The sequence below is a fragment of the Sediminimonas sp. genome, assembly GCF_024637375.1.
GTDB lineage: Bacteria > Pseudomonadota > Alphaproteobacteria > Rhodobacterales > Rhodobacteraceae > Sediminimonas.
In genome coordinates this window covers 37,144-54,580 of record NZ_JAGXFK010000088.1, presented here as the reverse complement: position 1 = coordinate 54,580, position 17,437 = coordinate 37,144, and the positions used below count along the sequence as shown (strand labels likewise).

Genomic DNA, 17,437 nt, shown 5'->3' with positions numbered 1-17,437 from the left:
CATGACCACCGAAGTTCGCGTTCCCACGCTTGGCGAGTCCGTAACCGAGGCCACCATCGCCACATGGTTCAAGAAACCCGGTGACGAGGTCGCCGTCGATGAAATGCTGTGTGAACTGGAAACCGACAAGGTGACCGTCGAAGTGCCCAGCCCCGCCGCCGGAACCCTAGCCGAGATCGTCGCGCAAGAAGGCGAAACCGTCGGCGTCGATGCACTTCTGGCAACCTTGAGCGAAGGCGAAAGCGCCGCAAGCGACACCAGGCCCGCCAGCAAGGAAAGCGCCGCCAAGGCCAAACCCGCCGAAACCGACAAGGACGAAGGCGAAGGCGAAAGCGAACGCATCGACGTGCCGGTGCCCGCGCTTGGCGAATCGGTGTCCGAGGCCACGGTCGCAACCTGGTTCAAGAAAGTCGGCGACAGCGTCGAGCAGGACGAGATGCTGTGCGAGCTTGAAACCGACAAGGTCTCGGTCGAGGTGCCCAGCCCCGCCGCCGGCACCCTGGCCGAAATCCTGGCCGACGAGGGCACCACCGTCGAGGCCGGCGGCCGCCTCGCCGTGGTCACCACGGGCGCGGCCGGTGCGGCCAAACCCGCAGAAGTCGAGGCATCAGGCGCCGACGACGACGCAGCCCCCGCCGCCGCACCCGACGGTAAGGATGTCGAGGACTCCCCGGCCGCCAAGAAGGCGATGGCCGAGGCCGGCCTGAGCCGCGACCAGGTCACCGGCACCGGCCGCGACGGCCGGGTGATGAAGGAAGACGTGCAAAAGGCCGCCAAGTCCGGCGGCACGCCCGCCGCCGCCGCTGCCGGCAAGGAGGCGCCCGCCGCCGCGCCGGCATCACGTGCCCCGGTTCCCGCCGATGACGCGGCGCGCGAGGAACGGGTCAAGATGACCCGCCTGCGCCAGACCATCGCGCGGCGCCTCAAGGACGCGCAGAACACCGCCGCCATGCTGACCACCTATAACGAGGTGGACATGACCGCGACGATGGACCTGCGCCGCGAATACAAGGAACTGTTCGAGAAGAAACACGGCGTCAAGCTGGGCTTCATGTCGTTCTTCACCAAGGCGTGCTGCCACGCGCTCAGGGAGGTGCCCGAGGTCAACGCCGAGATCGACGGCACCGACGTCGTCTACAAGAACTTCGTCCACATGGGCGTGGCCGTCGGCACCCCCAACGGGCTGGTGGTGCCGGTGGTGCGCGACGCCGATCAGCTCTCCTTCGCCGCGATCGAGAAGAAGATCAACGAACTGGGCGCCCGCGCCCGCGACGGCAAGCTTTCCATGGCCGAGATGCAGGGCGGCAGCTTCACCATCTCCAACGGCGGCGTCTACGGCTCCCTGCTGTCCTCGCCCATCCTCAACCCGCCGCAATCGGGCATCCTCGGCATGCACAAGATCCAGGACCGCCCGATGGCCGTGAACGGCGAGATCAGGATACGCCCGATGATGTACCTCGCGCTCAGCTACGACCACCGCATCGTCGACGGCAAGGGCGCGGTGACGTTCCTCGTGCGCGTGAAAGAGGCGCTCGAAGACCCGCGCCGCCTGCTGATGGACCTGTGAGCGATCCGGACTACGAATGGGACGCCGCCAAGGCCACGCAGAACATGGCCAAACATGGCGTCCCGTTCGACGTGGTCACGGGATTCGACTGGCGCACGGCGATCGAGGCCGAGGACACGCGCTATGACTATGGCGAGACGAGGATGCAGGCTCTTGGCAAGATCGACGGGAGATACCACGTTCTTGTCTACGCTTGGCGCGGCGCGCGCATCCGCGTAATCTCGCTGCGCAAGGCCAACCGGAGGGAAATCCCATGACACCCCGCCCCAAGCCACCCGAGGACTACGACGAAAACCCGCCCCTCGACGAGGCGTTCTTCGCCCGCGCCCGCCCCGCCGCCCCCGGCGAAGCCGCCCGCCTGCGCGCCGTTCTGGAACGGATCGTAAAGGCGCATGAAGAGGGCCGCTCCGTGGACGACGTGATTGCGCAGGCGCGCAAGGCGCTGGCGAGTGCGGATTAAATCTGTTGGAAAACCAGTCGCATAGGGTGCGTGAAACCCACGAAAGCACTTAAGCTCGCCGCGCGTGTAGGAGTAAGATAATGGACATCGCATCGGGATTATCTGCCGCGTCTACTGCGATTAACATCGCGAAAGACCTCCGAGACATTGACCGAAGCGTTGATGAGGCAACTTTCAAACTTAAAATTGCTGAATTAACAAAAGCCTTAGCGGATACGGAGATCGCATTGTCAGAAGCGAGGACTGAACTTTCCGAAAAGCAAGTGGAAATTAACGAACTTGAGGCTGCTCTGCGCGCTCTAACTTCTGGAGAGAATTGTCCCGTCTGTGGCGAAGGTCATTTGAAAACAGAGCGAGTTGTGCCTCACCCTAGATTTGGCAAACAAGGTATCCAAGAAAAGCACCTCTCGTGCCAAAATCCTGAATGCGCGCACTCGGAAAAGAGAATGCACGATCCCGCCGGGCTTCTCGACAAATGACCCCAGAACTCCTCACCCTAACCCTCGCCGCGCTGCTGCAAGCCGTGCAATTCGTCCTCTACGCGGTGCCTGCCAACCTCGAACTCGGGCCGGGCTACACCATGTCCCCGCGCGACCGCGAGCCGTCGAAACAGCTCTCGACCAAAACCGCCCGCCTCGGGCGCGCGCTCGATAACCATTTCGAGGGGCTGATCCTGTTCACCATCGCCTGCGTCACCGTCACGCTCTCCGACCAATCCACCGCCTTCACCGCCGCCTGCGCCTGGACATACCTCGGGGCCCGCGTCCTCTACATCCCGGCCTATTATTTCGGCCTGCGCCCGGGGCGTTCGCTCATCTGGGCCGTGGGCTTTTTCGCCACCGTTCTCATGCTTCTGGCTGCACTCTTGTAAGGCTTCATCTTTCCGGAAATACTCCGGGGGAATTGGCCGCAGGCCAAGGGGGCAGCGCCCCCCGTATCCGCCGCCCCGCCACCGGCGCGACACCGACGAAATACCGACGCGATACCGACGCGAAAAAATGAAAGGAACACCCCATGGCCTCCTATGACGTGATCATCATCGGCGCCGGCCCCGGCGGCTATGTCTGTGCCATCCGCTGCGCGCAACTGGGGCTGAAAACCGCCGTTGTCGAGGGGCGCGAAACCCTCGGCGGCACCTGCCTCAACGTCGGCTGCATCCCGTCCAAGGCCATGCTGCACGCCACCCACCAACTCCATGAGTCTGAACACAATTTCGCGAAAATGGGGCTCAAGGGCAAATCCCCCTCGGTCGACTGGAAACAGATGCTGACCTACAAAAACGAGGTCGTCGACGGCAACACCAAGGGCATCGAGTTCCTGTTCAAGAAGAACAAGATCGACTGGCTCAAAGGCTGGGGCAGCATCCCCGAGCCCGGCCGCGTCAAGGTCGGCGACGACACGCACGAGGCGAAAAACATCGTCATCGCCACCGGATCGGAAACCGCCTCCCTACCCGGCGTCGAGATCGACGAAAAGGTCGTGGTGTCATCGACCGGGGCGCTTGAGCTGGCCAAGGTGCCGAAAAAGATGGTCGTGATCGGCGCCGGCGTGATCGGGCTGGAACTGGGCAGCGTCTATGCCCGCCTCGGCGCCGAGGTCACCGTGATCGAATACCTTGACGCCGTGACGCCGGGCATGGATGGGGAGGTGCAGAAGAACCTACAGAAAATCCTCAAGAAACAGGGGCTTACCTTCGTCATGGGGGCCGCGGTGCAATCGGTCGAGGCGCTCAAGACCAAGGCCAAGGTGCATTACAAGCTGCGCAAGGATGACAGCGAGGCGACGCTGGATGCCGACACGGTGCTGGTGGCCACCGGGCGCAAGCCATACACCGATGGCCTCGGGCTCGACGCGCTCGGTGTCGAGATATCCAAGCGCGGCCAGGTGCAGACCGACAAGCAATGGCAAACCTCGGTCAAGGGCATCTATGCCATCGGCGACGCCATCGACGGGCCGATGCTGGCCCACAAGGCCGAGGACGAGGGCATGGCCGTGGCCGAGGTGCTGGCCGGCAAGCATGGCCATGTGAACTACGGCGTTATCCCCGGCGTGATCTATACCCACCCCGAGGTTGCCAGCGTCGGCCAGACCGAGGAAGAGCTCAAGCAAGAGGGGCGCGCCTACAAGGCAGGCAAGTTCATGTTCATGGGCAACGGCCGCGCCAAGGCGAATTTCGCCGCCGAAGGGTTCGTCAAGATCCTCGCCGACAAGGAAACCGACCGCATCCTGGGCGCGCACATCATCGGGCCGATGGCCGGCGACCTGATCCACGAGGTCTGCGTCGCGATGGAGTTCGGAGCCAGCGCAGAGGACCTGGCACTGACCTGTCACGCCCATCCCACTTACTCCGAAGCCGTGCGCGAGGCTGCACTGGCCTGCGGCGACGGACCGATCCACTCCTGAACGGCGAGGCGGGCAGGGGCGATGCACTCAAAACGGCGCGCGCGCCTCACGCGATCCGGTCTGGCTCGAACCCCGCCTCGCGCATCAGCCGGTCCGAAGCCGCCTCGACCTCGCGTTGCAGGATGTCCATGACCTCGCCCCGCGGTTTCCCGGGCGGGATCGGGTCCAGAAACTCGACCACCGCCAATCCCGGCCTGCGCATGATGCCCTTGCGGGGCCAGAACACGCCCACATTGGTCGCCGCCGGCACGCAAGGCTGACCCATCTGTTCGTACAAGACACCGGTTCCCCCCTTGTAGGGCGCCCGCACCCCGGGCGCCACGCGCGTGCCCTGGCTGTAGATCACCAGTTGCCCCGGCTCGCTGCGCCCGGCCTCGACATCGGCCAGCATCTTGCGGATGGCCTGCCCGCGCTGTCCGCGGTCCACGGGAACGCAACCGATCCGATAGGCGTAGATGCCAATCACCGGTGTCCACAGAAGCTCGCGCTTCATGATGAACTTGGCCGCAGGCACCGCGTTGAAGATGATCAGGACATCCAGGAAAGACTGATGCTTCGCGGCGATCATCACCTCACCCGACGGCGGCGTGCCACGCACTTCGCTGCGCACCCCGATCATCCAGCGCGCGGTCCACAGCACCCAGCGACAATAGAGCTTGCAAGCCGTGCGCGCGCCGCGTGCACTGACGGCCGCCCACGGCGCGAACACCAGCCCGATCACCGCCATGGCAAGGTACATCTGCACCTCGAAGACCAATGACCGCAGCCAACGCCAGGCATCACGCATCACGGCAACTCCCTCAGGGTTCGCCGCGCCGCAGCACGGGTCGCGACATAGGCAACTGCCGCAGCCAACGGCGGGATCAGCACCGGCAGTCCCCAGTGCCAGCCGCGGAAACCCAGCCCGGTCAGGAAACCACCGGCCGCATCGGCGGATGGCAAGAATGCGATTGCGCCCACGCCCAGAACGGTGCCTATGGCCGCTCCCGCCAGCGCACGTTGCGTAAACCTGCGCACGAAGGCGCCGGCGATGTAGGAATCGCGCGCGCCCACCAGCCGCAACACGGCAATCACCTGCGCATTGGCGGCCAGCGCGGCGTTCGCGGCCAGCGTGATCATGGCGGCGACGGTTCCGGCAATCAGCAGGATCGCCAGCCATCCCAGCGACCTGAGTGCCCGGGCGGCGGATACCAGTGGCCGCCGCCACCGCGTGTGGTCGTCCAGGACGGCGCCGGGCACCTCGGCGGACAGTCGCAGGCGCAGGCCCGCGGCGTCGAAACCATCGCCGCCCTCGACAATCTCGATCAGGCGCGGCACCGGCAGGGTGTCGACCGGCAAATCGGGGCCGAACCACGGCTCGAGCAGGGCGCGCTGCTCTTCGTCGGTGAGCGCGCGGGCACGTTCCACCCCGGGTGTCGTCTCAAGCACCCGCAACGCGGCTTCGGTCTGTGCCGCCATCTGCTCGGCAGGCGCGGAAATGCGCAGGGTCGAGGTGCGCGCAAGCTCGGCGCCCCAGCGATCAGCCAGCCGGCCGGTCGCCAGCGACAGTGCCAGCGTGAACACGGCCAGGAATGCCATCGCAGCGGCGCTGAACACCGTCAGCCGCGCGGTATATCCCGTCGGTGGCACGATGCGGTCGGCCTGCGCATCACCGACCAGCAACACCAGAAGCCGCCCAAAACCGCCGGACAACATCACAGGTCCGCCCCCGCCAATTGGACCCGGCGTTGCGATATGCGCAACACGCGCGCCTGAACATGGGCTTTGGCAGCGCGAATGAGGTTCAGGTCATGGGTCGCGATCATGATTGTCTTGCCCATGCGGTTCAGTTCGATGAGCAGGGTCAACAGACGTTGCGACATCTCCCAGTCGATATTGCCCGTGGGTTCGTCGGCCAGCACCACGTCGGGCGACATGATGACCGCGCGCGCCAAGGCGGCGCGTTGCCGTTCGCCCCCCGACAACTGGGGCGGGAAAGCATCGGCGCGCGCGTTGAGCCCGACCCAGCCCATAAGCTCGCGCAGGTCCTCCAAGTGGTCTGCGCCGTCCTGCCCGGACACTGCCAGCGGCAGCGCCACGTTGTCGGCGACCGGCAGGTGATCGAGAAACTGGCAATCCTGGTGGACCACGCCGACGCGGCGTCGCACCAGCGCGATATCATCGCGATGAAGGGTGCGCACCTCGTCGCCGAACAGGCGCACTTCGCCCGCCGTCGGAACCAGCGCACCGTAGCACAGCTTGAGAAACGTCGTCTTGCCTGCCCCCGACGGCCCGGTGAGGAAGTGAAACGACCCTGGTGACAACTCGAGCGAGATATCGCTGAGCAACTCGCCGCCGCCATAGCTGTACGCCACATTCTCCAGCTCGATCACCGCAGGCCCCTTCGCATGCTTTGCGTCCGTTTTGCCCGAGGCATGGCGGCGTTGCAATCGCCGGTGACACGGGGCGCGGAAAGCTTTGCACAATTGCGCCGATTGTTTACAAGATGTAGGGACTGCCAAGGGAAAAACGAAATCGACAAGAAGGCCCGAGGGGGCGACATGCGATTGATCTGCCCGAATTGCGGCGCCCAGTACGAAGTCGCCGATGATGCGGTCCCGCGCGCCGGGCGCGATGTTCAGTGCTCGAACTGCGGCCACACGTGGTTTCAGGTTCATCCCGATCACGACGTTGATCTCGCCGACGAGCTTGAGCAGCCGCTTCCGGAGACCGAAAGCACCACGCCGCAGTCGTCGCCGCCCGAAACGGGCCGAGACCACGGCGATGACGCGGTTCCCGAGGACACCGACGAGGCACCGCGCCGGCGGCTTGACCCCGCGGTTGCCGACCTCCTGCGCGAGGAAGCCGAACACGAAGCACGCGTGCGCGCCGCCGAAAAGGCGCCGGGCGGATTGGAAAGCCAGCCTGATCTGGGCCTGTCGGAGTCCGGCGACAACGATGCCGCGCGCCGCGCCCGCGAAGCGCGCGAGCGGGTCTCGCGGCTTTCGGGGGCAACCGATGGCGGCGATAGGGACGAGGCGGCCACCGCCGCGTCGCGCAAGGGGCTGCTGCCGGATATCGACGAAATCAACTCGTCCCTGCGCGCCACCACCGATCGGCGACCGGCCGAGGCCGACGATTACGACCACCCCGGCAACACATCTTCGCCCCGCCCCGAATCCGAACGCGGCGGAAGTGGCTTTCGCATCGGGTTTTCGCTGAGCGTGCTGATCGCACTCGGATTGTTCGCGCTATACGTCTTCGCCGATGAGGTCGCCGCGCAGCTCCCGCAGGTGAGCGGCCCGTTGACACAATACGTCGCCGCCGTGGGCGAGGCCCGGCTGTGGCTGGACACGCAGGCGCAGACGTTTCTCGACTGGCTGCAGAAAACCGCCGACGAGGTTCTCTGAGGCACGCTCCAGCGCGCCGCCGCGGGGTCAGAACCGTTCAAGCAGCCGCCGGAGATAGTCCAGTTCCTTCTCGTCGCGCCGCCCTTCACCCGAACGGCGGCGGAGTTCATCCAGCAACTCCTGCGCCCGGCGGTAGACATCCTCGCCCCGCAGCATGCTGTCGCGGGTGCCCGCGGGGCCGCGCCCGCCCGGGTTGCGGCCAAGCGGATCGCTTCGTTGACCTGACGCATCGCCGCGCCGCTGGCCCTCGCTGCCGGGTTGTTGCTCGCCACGACGCTGTGCCATGGCGTCGCCGAGGTTGCGCATGCCTTCGCGCATGGCCTCCATCGCCTGTGATTGCCGGTCGATCGCCTCTGCCAGATCGTCACCGCGCAGTGCCTCTTCGGCGCCGTCCATGGCGCGCCCCGCGCGGTCGAGAGCATCGCGGGCGGCCTCGCCCTCGGGCGTTCCGGCACCCGGCAGGCGCCCACGCTGGCGATCGAGTTCCTCGCGCAGCGCACGCTGGCGGTCTGCGAGCGCCCCTTCGCCTTGTTGCCCTTCGTCTTGTTGCCCCTCGCCGGGTTGCGTGCCCTGCCCCGCGCCGGCACCGTTATCGCCCTCGTGGCTCTGGCCTCGGCCATCGCCACCATTGCGCCCCTCGTTACCCTGCGAGCGCCCCGCGTTGGCGCCGGGATTGAACTGCTCCTGCAAATCGCGAAACGCCTGATCCGAAAGGCCCTGCTGCTCGCGCAGCGTGTCGGCCAGCCCTTCCATCGCCTGGTCGCCGGGGCTCTGCCCGCCCTGGCCCTGGGTAACCCGCATGTTGTCCATCAGTTGCTGCAACTCGCGAAGGGCTTGCTGCGCCTCGGCCATGCGGCCCTGCTCCATCAGTTCCTGGATGCGATCCATCATCTCCTGAAGATCGTCCTGGGTCATTTGCAGGGTGTCCTGGGGGTCGGCCTGCTGCGCGGTCTCGTCGCCGTCGCGCTGCGCCTGTTGCGCCAGTTGGCGCATGTAATCTCGGGTCGCATCGCGCAACTCCTGCATCAGGCGGGCGATTTCCTCGTCCGAGGCACCGTTGCGCATCGCCTCGCTCAGCCGTTCCTGTGCGCGGCGCAGCCGGTCGCGGGCGTCGTCGATGTCGCCTTCCTCAAGCGACACCGCCAGTTCCCACAGAGCGGCGGCGACGTCGTCGCGCTGCTCTCCCGTCAGGCCGTGCGTCGTCATCGTCTCGAGGCGGCGCAACATCACCCTCAAGCGCAGATAGTCGGTTTCAGACCGGAACAGTTCCTCTTCGGGGCGGTGCGACAGCGCCCTGAGCACCTGCGCCACCCGCGGCGCATTTTCGCGCGACCACAGCAAATCGCGGCGCTGCTCGATCACTGCGGCGGCAAGCGGGTCGAAAAACCGCCGCGCCGGCAGGGGCATGTTTACCGGCTCTGCGGTTCCCTTCTGATCGAGAGCATCGCGCGCGGAAAGCTCGACCGTCACCGGAAGATGTGCCCAGGGATGGCGCGAGAAATCCTCGACAAGGGTTTCTGTGAACTCTGCCCTGTCGCCCGTGATCGGCATCGGCAGATCAAGCGTGACCGGCGCGCGCGGCTCGGGCGCGACGGCCAGGCCGTGGCGGCGTTCGACCGCATCCATGTCAAGCGTGATGCGTGCCTGGCCTGCGACCACACCGTAATCGTCACCGGCCTCGAAGGGCAGGCTCATCCGGCCTTCCGCGGATGTCGTCGGCGCGCCGGAGACCGCGACGCGCGGCGGGCCGTCACCGCGCATGCGCATGTCCCAGGCGCGCCCGCCCGGGCCCTCGACGGCAAGGCGCCCCGACTGCGCCACGGTGAGGCTGTGATCGCCGTCTGTCCCGGTTGCCCCATCAGCCTCAGCCGCAGGGGCCTGCCCGGACACCTCTTCGGTCACGGTGTAGCGATAGGCATCGCCATAGACGCGGATCGTGACGACAGCACCTTGCGCCACGCTCACGGGGCCCGCGGGCAGATCGGGCAGGTAGAGCGCCGGCAGGCCGGTGTAGGCGGGGGGCTCGATCCACCCTTCCCAGGCCGGGCCGGCGGCCATCGCGGCACCGCTGCCCGGCGTCAGATCCCGCACCGAGCCGACCCGCCAGACCGAGCCGAAAAGCAACGCTATCATCACCAACAGTACCGCCGCATACCTGAGCGCAAAGGGGTCGCGCGCATTGAGTCGCAGATCGGGGCCGACGGGTCGTGCCCGCGCCGACAGTCGCTCCATCCGGGCCAGGTGCGCGCGCCAGAGCGCCGCCGATGCGGCATCCTGCGCACCCACCGTCTGCGCATCGCCAAGCGCCTGCAATGGCTGGCCGGGCATGGTCGCGTCAAGCCGCGCGCGCGCCGAATCACGGTTTGGCCAGTTGAAACGCAAAACACCGAAAAGCGCCAGCACACCGCCAAGCACGCCTGCCGCCGCGCCGCCCCACCAAAGCGCAACCACCGGAATCCGGTCCTGCACGCCGAGCGCCAAGAGGGCAAAAACCGCCCCGGCAAGCGCGCCGAGCGGCCAGAAGACGCGCACCAGGCGTTCGCAGACCAACCCGGCCCATGTCAGGGCCAGCGCACGGCGCACGCGCCGCCGGGGGTTGTCAGTTGAATGACGCATCATACCGTCCCGCTTGCCGATGCCCGATCGGCATCACAGCCATGGGGGGATGGTATCGCGATTTATCATCTCGTCAAAGGACGGCCGCGCACGGATGACGGCGAATTGATCTCCTTTCACCAGCACCTCGGGCACCAGCGGGCGGGAGTTGTATTCGCTCGCCATGACCGCGCCGTAAGCCCCCGCGCCACGAAACGCGACCATGTCGCCCGCCGCGAGCGGCGGCAGCGGCCGGGCGCGGGCAAAGGTGTCACCGGTTTCGCAAACCGGGCCGACCACATCGTAGGCGTGCATGTCGCCCCCCGGCGCGGGCTCGCGCAGTGGTACGATATCATGGTGCGCATCGTACATCGCCGGGCGCACCAGGTCATTCATCGCCGCATCCAGGATCAGGAAATCGCGGCCCTCGCCGGATTTCACGTAGATGACGCTGGCCACCATGACCCCGGCATTGCCGGCAACCAGGCGGCCCGGCTCGATCTCGATCTCGCAGCCAAGGCCGGCCAGTTCCTGATGAATCATGCGCCCGTATTCCACCGGAAGGGGCGGGGCGTTGTTGCCGCGCTCGTATGGAATGCCCAGACCGCCGCCCAGATCCAGGCGCGTTATATCGTGGCCATCCGCGCGCAGCGTGCGCGTCAGGTCGGCGACCTTGCGATAGGCCATGCGGAACGGCTCCAGATCGGTTAGCTGGCTGCCGATATGCACATCGATACCGATAACCCGCAACCCGGGCAGACGCGCGGCATGGGCATAGACCTCGCGGGCGCGGGAGATCGGGATGCCGAACTTGTTCTCGGCCTTGCCGGTGGCGATCTTGGCGTGGGTGCGCGCGTCAACGTCCGGGTTCACCCGCACGGTGACGGGCACCTCGACACCCATTTCGGTGGCGACGGCGCTCAGCACCTCCATCTCGGGTTCGCTTTCCAGGTTGACCTGCCGGACACCGCCCTCCAGCGCCATGCGCATCTCGGCACGGGTCTTGCCGACACCCGAAAACACGATCCGCGCGCCGGGCACACCGGCCGCGCGGGCACGGGCATACTCGCCCCCCGAAACAACGTCCATCCCCGCACCCAGGCCGGCCAGAAACGTCAGTATCGCCTGGTTGCTGGCGGCCTTCACCGCGAAGCATACCATGTGATCCAACCCCTCGAGCGCCTCGTCGAACAGACGGAAATGCCTCTCCAGCGTGGCCGTGGAATAGCAGTAGAACGGGGTGCCCACCTGCGCCGCGATCTCTGCCAGCGGCACGTCCTCGGCGTGCAACTCGCCGTCCTTGTAGTTGAAGTGATCCATTCGCCCGTCCCTTCTGCCCGCACGCGCCTCTTACCAGAGCCGCCGCAAGGATCAATCGGCCGCCGGGCCGCTCAAAGCGGTCGCGTGCGCATGAAAAGATAGAGCGGCAATCCGCAGCTCAGCCCGATGCCGAAGGTCGCCGGGACCGCCACCAGCGCCAGCCAGTTGCGCCGCACCGAGACCTCGGCCACGATCCAAAGCGTGAGCGCCAGCGCGGCGATGGTCAGATCCCATGTCAGGCCGGTGGTCGACGCGTTCACGTACCAGGCGTCGACCAGCCCGCCCAGACCGCTCCCGGTCTCGCGCATGTGGGTGACGAACCACCACATCGGGTGAACCGCACCCCATGCCGCCAGCGCCAGGTACGCCATGCGCAGCGGAGAGATCAAAGCGCCACCCCCAGGGAAAACGGCCCCTTTCGCACCCCGACCGACGCCGCGGGTGTCACGCCGCTGCCGGATACTGACAAGCCTGCGTTGAACGCCGGGCGCAGCGGCTCGCCATCCACGCCGCACCCGGCCAGCAGCACGAGCGCCATCAGCAATGCGGTTGCCGGTTTCATGCCAGCGCCTCCTTCCAACGTGCGATCTGGGCCCGCACCTGTGCCGGCGCGGTGCCCCCGTAGGATGTGCGCGAGGCGACTGAATTATCCACCCCCAGCACATCGAAAACCGCCTCGGTGATGCCGGGATGCACCTCCTGCATCTCCGACAGCGACAGGTCGGGCAGGTCGCATCCGCGCGCCTCGGCCCGGGCCACCAGCGTTCCGGTGACGTGATGGGCGTCGCGGAACGGCAGGTCGAGCGTGCGCACCAGCCAATCGGCCAGGTCGGTCACGGTGGAAAACCCCGCGCCCGCCGCCGCCGCCATGACGTCACGGTTGGCCTGCATGTCGGCCACCATCCCGGCCATCGCCGCCAGCGCCAGCAACAGGTTGTCGGCGGCGTCGAAAACCTGTTCCTTGTCCTCCTGCATGTCCTTGGAATAGGCCAGCGGCAGCCCTTTCATGACTGTCATCAACGCCACATTGGCCCCGAAAATGCGCCCGATCTTGGCGCGCAGCAACTCGGCCGCGTCCGGGTTGCGTTTCTGTGGCATGATCGACGACCCCGTCGACCATCTGTCGGACATGGTGACAAAGCGGAACTGCGCGCTTGACCAGATCACCAGTTCCTCGGCCAGGCGGCTGAGGTGCATCGCGCAAATGCTGGCCGAGGCAAGAAATTCCAACGCGAAGTCGCGGTCGCTCACCGCGTCGAGGCTGTTGGCGCAGGGCCGGTCGAACCCGAGATCCCGTGCCGTGGCGTCGCGATCGATGGGAAACGACGTGCCCGCCAGCGCCGCCGCGCCCAGGGGGCATTCGTTCATCCGTGCCCGTGCGTCCCGAAAACGTGCCCTGTCGCGGCCCAGCATTTCGACATAGGCCAACATGTGGTGGCCCCATGTCACCGGCTGCGCGGTCTGCAAATGGGTAAACCCCGGCATCACCCAGTCGGCACCGGCCTCGGCCTGGGCCAGCAGCGCATGCATCAGCGCGGTCAGTGCCTCGTCGGTCGCGTCGACCCGGTCGCGCACCCACAGCCGGAAATCGGTCGCCACCTGGTCGTTGCGCGAGCGCGCGGTGTGCAGCCGGCCCGCGGCCTCGCCAACCAGTTCTTTCAGGCGGGCCTCGACGTTCATGTGGATATCCTCGAGCGCCGCCGAGAACTCGAACCGGCCAGCCTCGATTTCTGACAACACCGTGAGCAGCCCTTTCCGAATGGCCTGCGCATCGCTATCAGTCAGGATACCCTGTGCCGCAAGCATCGCGGCATGGGCCCGTGAGCCGGCTATATCCTGCGCCGCCATGCGCCGGTCGAACCCGATCGAGGCGTTGATCGCCTCCATGATCGCGTCAGGCCCGGAGGCAAAACGGCCGCCCCACATCTGGTTCGAACTTGTGTCGGTCATCGAGATATTCCTGGAGGAAACATGAAACTTTCTTTGTCCACGCTGGTTTATACGGCGATCGGCCTCGGCGCAATTGCGGCGGTCGCATTTGTGCTGCTGCGCGATCCGGGCGCGCAACCGGGCGGCGCCGACCGCGCCACGCTGGAAACACTCAAGGCCGGCGACATGAAGAAGCTCGTCATCCACGACACGCCGCGCGACGTGTCGAAGGCCGCCTACACCACCGACGACGGCGGCGAAGGCCACCTGGCGGATCACGCGGGGCGACACGTCGTGCTGAATTTCTGGGCGACATGGTGCGGCCCTTGCCGCGAGGAAATGCCCACACTCAGCGCGTTGCAGGCCGCGATGGGCGGCGACACCCTGGAAGTCGTGACCATCGCAACAGGTCGCAATCCGCCCCCCGCGATGAGGGCATTCTTCGACGAGATCGGCGTCGACAACCTGCCGCTCCACCGGGATCCGCAACAGAAGATCGCCCGCGACATGGATGTCCTGGGCCTTCCGATCACGGTCATCCTGTCGCCTTCGGGGCGGGAAGTGGCGCGGCTCAAGGGCGAGGCGGATTGGAACTCGGACAGCGCGCGCGCAATCCTCTCGGCGATGATCGGCGAACCGACCGGGGGCTGACGGCGGGCAAGAAAAAGGCGGCCGCCCGCACGGGGCGCCCGCCTGAAATGCTTGCCGTGCCCCGCTTTGAATGCCGCACTGCGGCGTCTCATTGCGGAGCGTGCGTTCGATCCGATCCGTCAGACCGGCGAACACGGGCCGAAAAGCGCGTTACAGCAGCCCTTCGCGCTGTGCCTTCTTGCGTGCCAGCTTGCGAGCCCGGCGAATCGCCTCGGCCTTTTCGCGCGCTCTCTTCACGGACGGTTTCTCGAAATGCTGCTTGAGCTTCATTTCCCGAAAAACGCCCTCGCGCTGAAGCTTTTTCTTCAGGGCACGCAACGCCTGATCGACGTTGTTGTCACGAACACTAACCTGCATGTGGTTTTCACCACCTTTCTAAGTTGGATTGCAAGATTTGCAGGAGTTGGCGATATAGCAACGCGCGCCCTAGATGTCTAGGGTGATCGGGCGAGAATGAAGAAGGAGCGCGCCATGACGACGCAAACGGTCGAGAAACTGCTGGACGCCGCGCTGATGCATGTGCCCTTCGATGGCTGGAGCGAGGCCACCTTTCGCGCCGCGGTGGCGGATACCGGCCTGGACATGGGCGTTGCACGCGCCCTTTTCCCGCGTGGCGGCGTCGACCTGGCGCTGGCCTACCACCGGCGCGGCGACGAGTTGATGGTCGAGCGGCTGACTGCGACAGACCTGTCGGCGATGCGGTTCCGCGACCGGATCGCGTTTGCGGTGCGCGCCCGGATCGAAGCCACCGACGACAAGGAAGCCGTGCGCCGCGCCAGCGCCCTGTTCGCGCTGCCGCAATACGCCCCCGATGGCGCGCGGGCGATCTGGAACACCTGCGACCTGATCTGGACGACGCTCGGCGACGGGTCGGAGGATTTCAACTGGTATTCCAAACGCGCCACGCTCAGCGGGGTGTATTCCGCAACGCTGCTGTTCTGGTTGGGGGATGATTCGCCCGGGAATGAGGCAACGTGGGCGTTCCTCGACAGGCGGATAGAAAACGTCATGTCGATCGAAAAATTCAAAGGAAAGTTTCGCGACTCGGCTTTCGGGCGCACGATCGGAAAAGGGCCTCTTGCGCTGCTTGACCGCGTGCGCGCACCGGATCAATCCTTTCGCAGGACGATGCCGGGCTCGACCCGGCGCTGATCAGGCAGGAGAAGCGACATGGCCGTCGGAAAGGAAATCTGGACCTGGTATGAAGGCCGCTGGCACGAAGGCAACGCCCCCATTATCGGCGCGGCCGACCACGCGGCGTGGCTGGGCAGCCAGGTTTTCGACGGGGCGCGCCAGTTCGAAGGCGTCCGTCCCGATCTTGACCTGCACAGCGAACGCATCATCAATTCGGCCCGCGCCATGGGGATGGTGCCGCCGGTAGATGCGGAAACGGTACATGGCCTGATGGAAGAGGGGTGCAAGCACTTCGCGTCCGACAAGACGCTTTACCTGCGCCCGATGATGTGGGCGCGCGAAGGCACCCCCGGCATTATCGACATCGACCCCAACAGCACCGGCTTTGCCGTGTGCATCGAGACCCTGCCGATGCCCGAACCGGGCGACTACTCGCTGACCGTGTCGCCCTATTGCCGCCCCCGCCCCGACATGGCGTTGACCGAGGCGAAGGCCGGATCGCTGTATGCCAACAACGGGCGCATCATGGCCGAGGCGCGCGCGCGCGGCTTCCACAATGCGCTGTCGCTGGATATCGACGGCAACGTGGCAGAGACCGCATCGACCAACGTGTTCCTGGTGCGCGATGGCGAAGTCTGGACGCCGGTGCCCAACGGCACGTTCCTCAACGGCCTGACGCGCCAGCGCGTGATCAAGCTGCTGCGCGCCGATGGCCTGACAGTGCACGAGGCCAGCCTGACCGTCGACGACTTCCGCAGCGCCGACGAGATATTCGCGACCGGCAACATCGCCAAGGTCATGCCCGTTGCGCGGCTGGACGATCGCACGCTTCCCCCCGGCCCGATTGCGAACCGCGCGCGGGAACTGTACTGGGACTACGCCCACAGCACCTGAGGCCACCCCGCCCGCGCCCCGGCGCAGGCACGGCCGGGCAAGCCAGCGCGACCCCGGCAGGCCGCGCGATTGACCTCGCCCGCGCGCCTCGATAATTCCGTGCGATGATCGAAATCCTGCTCAAGACAGTGCCGTTCTTCGCGGTGATCGGCCTCGGGTACGGGGCCGCGCGCAGCGGGGCGTTCACGCAGGACGCCACCGCGTGGCTGACCCGCTTTGTATTCTACTTCGCCTTGTCGGCCATGCTGTTTCGCTTCGCGGCCAACCTTTCGCTGGCCGAGGTGTTCAACCTCCGCATTTTTGCGGGCTACCTGTGGGCGACGGCCTTCGTCTACGGGATCGTCACCATCGTCGCCTTCCTGCGCGGTCTCGGCGTGGCCGAGGCCGCTGTCGAGGCGCAATGCGGCGTGATCGGCAACGTGGGCTTTCTCGGTGTGCCGATGCTGGTGATGCTTCTGGGCGAGGCGGCGATCGGGCCGGTGATGCTGGTGCTTTCAATCGACCTGATCGTGTTCGGCACCCTGATCGTGATCCTGATAACCGGCTCGCGCGAAGGACAGGTGTCGCCGCGCGCCCTGCGCACCATCGGGCACGGGCTGGTCAGGAACCCGATGATCATGTCCATCGCGGCGGGCCTGCTCTGGGCGGGGCTGGGGGTGCCGGTTCCGGGCGTGCTCAACGACTTTCTGGTTCTTCTGGGGGGCGCGGCGACACCCGGCGCGCTGTTTGCCATCGGGGCGTCGCTGGCCACGAAGTCGGCCGAACGGGTCGCCATAGCGGGCTGGCTGTCATTCGCCAAGCTGGTGTTGCACCCGGCGTTCGTGGCCTTTGCCGCGCTGGTGCTGTTCCCGGTCGAACCTTTCGCGGCCGGGGTGGTGATCGCGGCGGCCAGCCTGCCGGTGGCTGGCAATGTCTATATCCTTGCGCAGCATTACGGCATCGCGCCGCACCGCGCCTCGGCGTCGATCCTGTTTTCCACCGTTTGCAGCACACTCACCGTCCCCATCGTGATCGGCCTCGTCACGGCGCTCTGAGCTTGCCGGGCGGCGCGACCTGCGCTAGCGGTTGGGCAGATGGGCGCACCACCGGAAAGAC

General features: G+C 66.3%; 20 protein-coding genes and 1 pseudogene. 12 read left to right on the top strand and 9 right to left on the bottom strand.

Annotation, left to right across the window (positions count from 1 at the left end; translation table 11 throughout):
- Position 1: 1 nt before the first annotated feature.
- From odhB to lpdA, 6 genes are all read left to right on the top strand, one after another.
- Positions 2-1,567, top strand: coding sequence for a 2-oxoglutarate dehydrogenase complex dihydrolipoyllysine-residue succinyltransferase (gene odhB, locus Q0L89_RS13850; RefSeq protein WP_296766240.1), 1,566 nt, complete (start codon positions 2-4; stop codon positions 1,565-1,567).
- Positions 1,564-1,824: a BrnT family toxin gene (locus Q0L89_RS13845; protein WP_296766238.1), complete on the top strand. Its 261-nt coding sequence runs from the start codon at positions 1,564-1,566 to the stop codon at positions 1,822-1,824. Before odhB ends, Q0L89_RS13845 begins: the two co-directional genes overlap by 4 nt.
- Complete coding sequence (locus Q0L89_RS13840; protein WP_296766236.1) at positions 1,821-2,027, top strand: hypothetical protein; 207 nt, start codon at positions 1,821-1,823, stop codon at positions 2,025-2,027. The genes Q0L89_RS13845 and Q0L89_RS13840 overlap by 4 nt, the downstream gene beginning before the upstream one ends.
- 80 nt (positions 2,028-2,107) lie before the next feature.
- The gene (locus Q0L89_RS13835; protein ID WP_296766233.1) at positions 2,108-2,506 is read left to right on the top strand and encodes a hypothetical protein; all 399 of its coding nucleotides are present in this window, start codon (positions 2,108-2,110) and stop codon (positions 2,504-2,506) included.
- A complete protein-coding gene (locus tag Q0L89_RS13830; RefSeq protein ID WP_296766231.1) occupies positions 2,503-2,898 on the top strand; it encodes an MAPEG family protein in 396 nt (131 codons plus the stop codon). The genes Q0L89_RS13835 and Q0L89_RS13830 overlap by 4 nt, the downstream gene beginning before the upstream one ends.
- 143 nt (positions 2,899-3,041) lie before the next feature.
- On the top strand, positions 3,042-4,430 hold the full coding sequence (lpdA, locus tag Q0L89_RS13825; RefSeq protein WP_296766228.1) for a dihydrolipoyl dehydrogenase: 1,389 nt from the start codon (positions 3,042-3,044) through the stop codon (positions 4,428-4,430).
- 46 nt (positions 4,431-4,476) lie between these two features.
- Here lpdA and Q0L89_RS13820 read toward each other — a convergent pair whose 3' ends face one another.
- The 3 genes from Q0L89_RS13820 to Q0L89_RS13810 are packed head-to-tail and all read right to left on the bottom strand — an operon-like array spanning position 4,477 to position 6,802.
- Positions 4,477-5,217 (bottom strand): 1-acyl-sn-glycerol-3-phosphate acyltransferase, encoded by a 741-nt coding sequence (locus Q0L89_RS13820; protein ID WP_296766226.1) that lies wholly within the window; start codon positions 5,215-5,217, stop codon positions 4,477-4,479.
- Complete coding sequence (locus tag Q0L89_RS13815) at positions 5,217-6,122, bottom strand: FtsX-like permease family protein (RefSeq protein ID WP_296766223.1); 906 nt, start codon at positions 6,120-6,122, stop codon at positions 5,217-5,219. The genes Q0L89_RS13820 and Q0L89_RS13815 overlap by 1 nt, the downstream gene beginning before the upstream one ends.
- A gap of 2 nt (positions 6,123-6,124) precedes the next feature.
- Complete coding sequence (locus tag Q0L89_RS13810) at positions 6,125-6,802, bottom strand: ATP-binding cassette domain-containing protein (protein WP_296766222.1); 678 nt, start codon at positions 6,800-6,802, stop codon at positions 6,125-6,127.
- A 15-nt stretch (positions 6,803-6,817) separates the two neighbouring features.
- On the opposite strand from Q0L89_RS13810, the pseudogene Q0L89_RS15180 reads away from it, so the two are divergent.
- Positions 6,818-7,030, top strand: a pseudogene (locus Q0L89_RS15180) (hypothetical protein); the annotation flags it as partial.
- Positions 7,031-7,321: 291 nt separating this feature from the next.
- Positions 7,322-7,819 carry a hypothetical protein gene (locus Q0L89_RS13800; protein ID WP_296766365.1) on the top strand — a complete coding sequence of 166 codons (498 nt, stop codon included), beginning with the start codon at positions 7,322-7,324 and terminating at the stop codon, positions 7,817-7,819.
- Positions 7,820-7,846: 27 nt separating this feature from the next.
- Here the strand turns inward: Q0L89_RS13800 and Q0L89_RS13795 are convergent, their stop codons facing one another.
- The 5 genes from Q0L89_RS13795 to argH form a co-directional block, all read right to left on the bottom strand.
- A complete protein-coding gene (locus Q0L89_RS13795; protein WP_296766219.1) occupies positions 7,847-10,435 on the bottom strand; it encodes a TIGR02302 family protein in 2,589 nt (862 codons plus the stop codon).
- Between the two features lie 33 nt (positions 10,436-10,468).
- Positions 10,469-11,734, bottom strand: coding sequence for a diaminopimelate decarboxylase (gene lysA / locus Q0L89_RS13790; protein WP_296766218.1), 1,266 nt, complete (start codon positions 11,732-11,734; stop codon positions 10,469-10,471).
- A gap of 71 nt (positions 11,735-11,805) precedes the next feature.
- Positions 11,806-12,120 carry a DUF2834 domain-containing protein gene (locus tag Q0L89_RS13785; protein ID WP_296766355.1) on the bottom strand — a complete coding sequence of 105 codons (315 nt, stop codon included), beginning with the start codon at positions 12,118-12,120 and terminating at the stop codon, positions 11,806-11,808.
- Positions 12,120-12,296: a hypothetical protein gene (locus Q0L89_RS13780; protein ID WP_296766215.1), complete on the bottom strand. Its 177-nt coding sequence runs from the start codon at positions 12,294-12,296 to the stop codon at positions 12,120-12,122. The genes Q0L89_RS13785 and Q0L89_RS13780 overlap by 1 nt, the downstream gene beginning before the upstream one ends.
- On the bottom strand, positions 12,293-13,684 hold the full coding sequence (gene argH / locus Q0L89_RS13775; protein WP_296766213.1) for an argininosuccinate lyase: 1,392 nt from the start codon (positions 13,682-13,684) through the stop codon (positions 12,293-12,295). The genes Q0L89_RS13780 and argH overlap by 4 nt, the downstream gene beginning before the upstream one ends.
- Before the next feature lie 21 nt (positions 13,685-13,705).
- Between argH and Q0L89_RS13770 the strand changes: the two genes are divergently transcribed.
- Complete coding sequence (locus Q0L89_RS13770) at positions 13,706-14,314, top strand: TlpA disulfide reductase family protein (RefSeq protein ID WP_296766211.1); 609 nt, start codon at positions 13,706-13,708, stop codon at positions 14,312-14,314.
- 150 nt (positions 14,315-14,464) lie between these two features.
- On the opposite strand, the gene rpsU is transcribed toward Q0L89_RS13770, so the two are convergent.
- Positions 14,465-14,671, bottom strand: a complete 207-nt coding sequence (rpsU, locus tag Q0L89_RS13765) for a 30S ribosomal protein S21 (protein ID WP_296766209.1) — start codon at positions 14,669-14,671, stop codon at positions 14,465-14,467.
- A 114-nt stretch (positions 14,672-14,785) separates the two neighbouring features.
- On the opposite strand from rpsU, the gene Q0L89_RS13760 reads away from it, so the two are divergent.
- From Q0L89_RS13760 to Q0L89_RS13750, 3 genes are all read left to right on the top strand, one after another.
- Positions 14,786-15,466 carry a COQ9 family protein gene (locus Q0L89_RS13760; RefSeq protein ID WP_296766207.1) on the top strand — a complete coding sequence of 227 codons (681 nt, stop codon included), beginning with the start codon at positions 14,786-14,788 and terminating at the stop codon, positions 15,464-15,466.
- Between the two features lie 18 nt (positions 15,467-15,484).
- Positions 15,485-16,342 (top strand): branched-chain amino acid aminotransferase, encoded by an 858-nt coding sequence (locus tag Q0L89_RS13755; protein ID WP_296766205.1) that lies wholly within the window; start codon positions 15,485-15,487, stop codon positions 16,340-16,342.
- Positions 16,343-16,446: 104 nt separating this feature from the next.
- The gene (locus tag Q0L89_RS13750) at positions 16,447-17,376 is read left to right on the top strand and encodes an AEC family transporter (protein ID WP_296766202.1); all 930 of its coding nucleotides are present in this window, start codon (positions 16,447-16,449) and stop codon (positions 17,374-17,376) included.
- Positions 17,377-17,437: the final 61 nt, after the last annotated feature.

Bases quoted from the DNA above. Each gene is read 5' to 3' on its own strand.
- odhB (WP_296766240.1), top strand. From the start codon at position 2: ATGACCACCGAAGTTCGCGTTCCCACGCTTGGCGAGTCCGTAACCGAG.
- Q0L89_RS13840 (WP_296766236.1), top strand. From the start codon at position 1,821: ATGACACCCCGCCCCAAGCCACCCGAGGACTACGACGAAAACCCGCCC.
- Q0L89_RS13835 (WP_296766233.1), top strand. From the start codon at position 2,108: ATGGACATCGCATCGGGATTATCTGCCGCGTCTACTGCGATTAACATC.
- Q0L89_RS13830 (WP_296766231.1), top strand. From the start codon at position 2,503: ATGACCCCAGAACTCCTCACCCTAACCCTCGCCGCGCTGCTGCAAGCC.
- lpdA (WP_296766228.1), top strand. From the start codon at position 3,042: ATGGCCTCCTATGACGTGATCATCATCGGCGCCGGCCCCGGCGGCTAT.
- Q0L89_RS13820 (WP_296766226.1), bottom strand. From the start codon at position 5,217: ATGCGTGATGCCTGGCGTTGGCTGCGGTCATTGGTCTTCGAGGTGCAG.
- Q0L89_RS13795 (WP_296766219.1), bottom strand. From the start codon at position 10,435: ATGCGTCATTCAACTGACAACCCCCGGCGGCGCGTGCGCCGTGCGCTG.
- lysA (WP_296766218.1), bottom strand. From the start codon at position 11,734: ATGGATCACTTCAACTACAAGGACGGCGAGTTGCACGCCGAGGACGTG.
- Q0L89_RS13780 (WP_296766215.1), bottom strand. From the start codon at position 12,296: ATGAAACCGGCAACCGCATTGCTGATGGCGCTCGTGCTGCTGGCCGGG.
- argH (WP_296766213.1), bottom strand. From the start codon at position 13,684: ATGACCGACACAAGTTCGAACCAGATGTGGGGCGGCCGTTTTGCCTCC.
- Q0L89_RS13770 (WP_296766211.1), top strand. From the start codon at position 13,706: ATGAAACTTTCTTTGTCCACGCTGGTTTATACGGCGATCGGCCTCGGC.
- rpsU (WP_296766209.1), bottom strand. From the start codon at position 14,671: ATGCAGGTTAGTGTTCGTGACAACAACGTCGATCAGGCGTTGCGTGCC.
- Q0L89_RS13760 (WP_296766207.1), top strand. From the start codon at position 14,786: ATGACGACGCAAACGGTCGAGAAACTGCTGGACGCCGCGCTGATGCAT.
- Q0L89_RS13755 (WP_296766205.1), top strand. From the start codon at position 15,485: ATGGCCGTCGGAAAGGAAATCTGGACCTGGTATGAAGGCCGCTGGCAC.
- Q0L89_RS13750 (WP_296766202.1), top strand. From the start codon at position 16,447: ATGATCGAAATCCTGCTCAAGACAGTGCCGTTCTTCGCGGTGATCGGC.